The 5018-nt window shown below is 45.0% G+C and carries 4 protein-coding genes and 1 pseudogene; 4 read left to right on the forward strand and 1 reads right to left on the reverse strand.

The genetic code is table 11. From position 1 onward, the window contains the following. Positions 1–112 precede the first annotated feature (112 nt). Genes VN379_RS15440 through VN379_RS15455 form a run of 4 tightly spaced genes read left to right on the forward strand, consistent with a single transcriptional unit; the run spans position 113 to position 4414 of the window. Positions 113–1405: a TolC family protein gene (locus VN379_RS15440; protein WP_325535413.1), complete on the forward strand. Its 1293-nt coding sequence runs from the start codon at positions 113–115 to the stop codon at positions 1403–1405. A gap of 9 nt (positions 1406–1414) precedes the next feature. Continuing rightward, on the forward strand, positions 1415–2491 hold the full coding sequence (locus VN379_RS15445; RefSeq protein WP_325535415.1) for an efflux RND transporter periplasmic adaptor subunit: 1077 nt from the start codon (positions 1415–1417) through the stop codon (positions 2489–2491). A 16-nt stretch (positions 2492–2507) separates the two neighbouring features. Further along, positions 2508–3236: an ABC transporter ATP-binding protein gene (locus tag VN379_RS15450; RefSeq protein WP_325535417.1), complete on the forward strand. Its 729-nt coding sequence runs from the start codon at positions 2508–2510 to the stop codon at positions 3234–3236. After that, positions 3197–4414 carry an ABC transporter permease gene (locus VN379_RS15455; protein WP_325535419.1) on the forward strand — a complete coding sequence of 406 codons (1218 nt, stop codon included), beginning with the start codon at positions 3197–3199 and terminating at the stop codon, positions 4412–4414. Before VN379_RS15450 ends, VN379_RS15455 begins: the two co-directional genes overlap by 40 nt. A gap of 96 nt (positions 4415–4510) precedes the next feature. Here the strand turns inward: VN379_RS15455 and VN379_RS15460 are convergent. Beyond that, positions 4511–5018: pseudogene (locus VN379_RS15460) on the reverse strand (glycosyl transferase); the annotation flags it as partial.

A 5018-nucleotide genomic window follows, 5' to 3' on the forward strand; every position in this document is an offset into this window, starting at 1 on the left:
AAGTTGTACATCATAGAAAAATATAGCAATTTATATAAGGCTTGTAACAAAACTGTAACAATCTGTCCCCATACTTATAGGTGATATACCTAATTCATCAGGAGGAATAACTGTGAAACCAAAAGTCAAAGAATTGCTCAAACGATTAGTCCCTTTTTTTTGCTTATTGGTGTTTTGCCAGCCGGTCTTGGCAAAACCAATTGAATTGTCACTGGAGGATAGCATTTTTTTGGCACTTAAGAGCCATGCAAATATAAAAGTGGCCGAGTCCAGCCGAGATAAAGCCTATTGGGCAGTGAACCAGGCGAAGGGCAGCAAGGGATTGGATATAAGCATTACCCATACTGATACGCACTACAGTACCCCGGTAGCCATTGACAGTCGTTATAGTAATAATAAGTTTGGCACCCAGCTGTCGCTCAGTTATCCGCTGTACTCTGGCGGGAAGTTAGAAAGTCAAATGGAGCAGGCTAAACTTAACCTCACAGTTGCTGAGCTTAATCTAACTGCGGTGCAGCAACAACTCACTCAGGATGTAACTACATACTATTTTAATGTACTGCAATATCAAAAAGAATTGCGGGTGAGCCAGGAAACGGTAGATAACTATACCGCTCACTTGAATAATGTCAGATCTCAATATGAAATAGGTACAGTAGCTAAATCCGATATTTTGGCAAGTCAGGTGGAGTTGGCGAACGCTCAGGATACCCTGATCCAAGCGCAAAACAATGTGCAGCTATCTGTCGCTAAGCTCAACAATGCTGTTGGTTTGCCGCTTGACAGTGAATTGATCCTGAAAGAAGATCTTGCTTATGAGAAATATTTGCATACTCTAGCCGATTGTGTTCAATATGCAGTAGTGAATAGGCCGGAAATCGCTGAATATCGGGCTCGGACCGCAAGCGCTGAAGCAGATGTGAAAATTGCCAATAGCGCTACGTTGCCAACAGTTGATGTAACGTTAGGGCAAGACTGGTATGATAGAGATTTCCCGGGACTAAACAACAGTAATTGGCAGATCGGTCTTACGGCGTCAATGAATATCTTTGATTCGGGTGTGAACAAAGCCAAAGTTAAGCAGTCTCAATACAGTGTCACTGTTGTGAAAGCAGAAGCCAGGCTGCAGCAAGAGAACATATTGCTGGAGGTGCGCGAGGCTTATTTAAGCATGCGTGAAGCTGAAAAGAGGATTGATATCAAACAGGTAGCAGTCGAACAGGCTGAGGAGAGTCTTAAGATTGCTGAAGCCCGCTATCGAGCCGGCGTAGGAACAAATCTTGCTGTTTTTGATGCTGTTGTGGCGCTAAACCAAGCAAAAATTAATAGTATCAAGGCGTTATATGATTACAATACCAGCAAAGCACAGCTTATTAAAGCAATGGGGATAGCATATAAGAAATGAGGTTAAACAATGCAACTGATTTGGGAAAAGGTTAAGCAATATAAAAAGTGGCTGCTAGTTGTTTTAACAGTAGTTCTGGCAGCAACAGGGGGAGTGATGTACTTTGAAAGAAGCAGTAACCCTGTTATCAGTGAGGCTACAGTTGCCGTAGAACGTGGCGATATTCAATCAACAGTTTCGGCTACAGGCACAATTTCAGCAGTAAATTCAGTTGAAATTAGCTCCCGGGTAACAGGGTTAATCACCGAGGTACATGTGAAAGAAAATGATTTTGTCAAAGCCGGACAGGTTTTATTTATCTTGGATGACTCCAGTGTTAGAGCCCAGGTAGCCCAATATAGCGCCCAGTTGATAAACTACGCCGGTATCTATGAGCGCAGCCAGCAGCTGGCTGCAATCGGCGGCGAATCGGTCCAGCAACTTGATTCTGACCGGACAAACTACCTGGTAGCTCAGTCAACCTATGACAACTATGCAACCCAGCTTGCTTATTATGTGATTAAAGCACCCATTGACGGAATGGTCATTGGCAAGCCCACTCCGGCTGGTCAGACGGTTGCACAAGGCATCTCCACGCCTCAGGTTATTATGACCATTGCGGATATGTCGAAGATGCAGATTAAAGTACTGGTGGACGAAACTGATATCGGCAAGGTAAAAGATGGCCAAACTGTATCATTCACTGTGGATACTTATACAGATAAGACTTTTACCGGTAAGGTAACAAAAATATCCAGAGAAGCCACCACATCGTCAAATGTTGTCTATTACCCGGTCTATGTAGATGTTGATTCGCCCCAGGATTTGTTATATCCCACGATGACTGCACGGGTTACTATCAGTGTTGGCGAAAGCCGGAATGCACTGGTTGTGCCGTTAACGGCAATTAAGGAAGAGAAAGGACAAAAGTATGTGCAAGTGAGGGTTGATGGTAAAACCCTGAAAGTATCAGTCAAAACAGGTCTGAGTGACGATGAAAAAATGGAAATCACTAGCGGCTTGAATGAGGGGGAGCATATTATATTACCTGCCACCAAGGCGAAAAGCAGTACTAATAACAATCAAGGACCGCCGCCCCCAATCTAGCCGGAAGGAGGGTACCATGAGTATTGTATTGACAGACATAATGAAAATCTATCAAATGGGCGATACTGCTGTGCACGCCCTGGCAGGGGTAACACTAACAATCAGAGACGGTGAATTTGTGGCGATCATTGGCCCCTCTGGGTCAGGTAAATCTACCCTGATGAATATTATCGGCTGTCTTGACCGGCCAACTGACGGATCTTACCGGTTAGCGGCAGCTGAGGTGGCAACAATGACTGATGATAAACTAGCCGAGGCGCGCAATCGGAAGATTGGTTTTGTATTTCAGAATTTTAATCTGTTATCACGCATCTCTGCCTTGCAGAATGTGGCCCTGCCACTTATCTATGCCGGAGTCAATAAGCAGGTGCGAATGGCAAGGGCTGCACAAAACCTGGATATAGTTGGTCTTGGCGAGCGCAAATACCACCGCCCTAATGAACTGTCGGGCGGGCAGCGGCAACGGGTTGCAATCGCCCGGGCGCTGATTAATGATCCCCCGATCATTATTGCTGATGAACCTACCGGAAACCTTGATTCAAAATCAAGTACTGAGATTATGGAGATTTTTTGCAGACTGAATCAGCAGGGACGGACTATTATTATGGTGACCCATGAGCCGGATATAGCCGCTTATGCCCGGCGAAGTATTCAGGTACGTGACGGGAGAATCATTAAAGATGAAGTAAAACAGGGGGTGGCGGTATGTTCTGGCAAAGTGTCCTCATCGCTTTTGAAGGACTAAAGACCAATAAACTCCGTTCCGCGCTGACAATGCTGGGGATAATTATCGGGGTTGGGGCTGTTATCGCGATGGTCTCGGTTGGTTTGGGTGTACAACAGAAAGTGCAAAACTCAATTGCCGGTCTGGGCAGCAATCTACTCATTGTTATGCCAGGCGCTAATTCTCCCTCTGGTGGTGTGCGTTTGGCGGCAGGGTCTAATATTACCCTGACAAAACAAGATGCTCAGGCTATAGCCCGGGAAATTTCCGGTGTTAATTATGTAGCGCCATCTGTCAGTCAGCAGTTTCAGATTATCTATGGCAATCAAAATTGGAAAAGCACTGTCCAGGGAACTACTCAGGATTTTTTGCAGATCAGGAATTTTGAGGTTGATTCAGGTTCCTTTTTTAGTAACAGTGACGAGAATTCACGGGCCCGCGTTGCAGTACTTGGCCAGACGGTAGCGACAAATCTATTTGGCGGGGCTAGTCCACTAGGCCAGACTATCCGTATTGGCAAGGCTCCCTTTCGTGTCATCGGGGTGCTCAAGAGCAAGGGGCAGTCTTCGATGGGCCAGGATCAGGATGACACGGTTCTCGTACCGTTAGCAACTGCGCAAGACCGGCTTATTGGCCAGGCGTATCTCAATAATATCAGTGTTCAGGTGGAAAACGATAAAGTAATGGACAAGGTTCAGGCCGAAATTACCACGCTGTTAAGGACACGCCATCACCTGGCGGCAAATGTTGAGAATGATTTTTCTGTGCGGAATCTGACAGCGCTAATGACTACTATGCAGGAAACTACCGGCACGATTACTCTGTTTTTAGGCGCTGTTGCCGCTATCTCCCTGGTGGTCGGCGGCATCGGGATTATGAACATTATGCTGGTTTCGGTAACTGAGCGAACACGGGAGATCGGCATTAGAAAAGCATTGGGCGCCACCTATAGAAACATCCTTATGCAATTTATAATAGAAGCAATAGCAATCGGTGTCACCGGCGGTCTGATTGGTATTACCCTGGGGGTGGCCAGTGCGCGGGTGATATCGCTGGTGGCAGGCTGGAATACTGTAGTATCAGGGGCAGCCATCCTGGCATCATTTGGCGTTTCGGTGTTTATCGGCCTGTTTTTTGGTATCTATCCTGCCCGTAAAGCTGCCTTGCTTGATCCTATTGAGGCACTCAGGTATGAATAAAGAAATAAAAGCATGCAATCTATTGTTCTAATTGTATTCCAATTGCAAAAGCAGCCGTTGAGGCTGCTTTTATTTGTAATTGTGCCACTTTATATTCTATTCTACCCATTTGATTAAAACTGGTTTGTGATCCAAGATTGATTCATATTGACCCTTAAGCCCATAAACAGACCCGGGATCTAGACGTTTGTATCTATGATATTTTTCTAAACGGTCTGTTTCTCGTGCCCAACCTAAATGTTTCAGACGAAGCTCTGAAGTCCTGTTAGGTAACTCCAGAATGTTTACTGGGAATCTGCCACAATGCTGAGGTTGTTCATTCCATATGTAATTGAAGTTTCTGTTATACCTAGCTAAAAAGGGGCGGTAGTAGCGGTGCGCACACCAAAATTGATCTTCTCGATAATGTTTTTCATCCCAAAAGTCAAATAATCTAAAGTTGTATACGTAGACATCGGAAATGTCTGTTAACTGTCTGATTTCATATTTAAATTGGTCCTCAAATATTTCGTCAGCGTCCAGATTTAAAATCCATTCAGGATCGGTCTTTATAGTTTCAAGCCATTGCTGCTTGCGTAGAAGAATCTCATTAGAGAACTGAGAT

This window comes from Sporomusa sp. (assembly GCF_035561255.1).
Taxonomy (GTDB): Bacteria; Bacillota; Negativicutes; order Sporomusales; family Sporomusaceae; genus Sporomusa.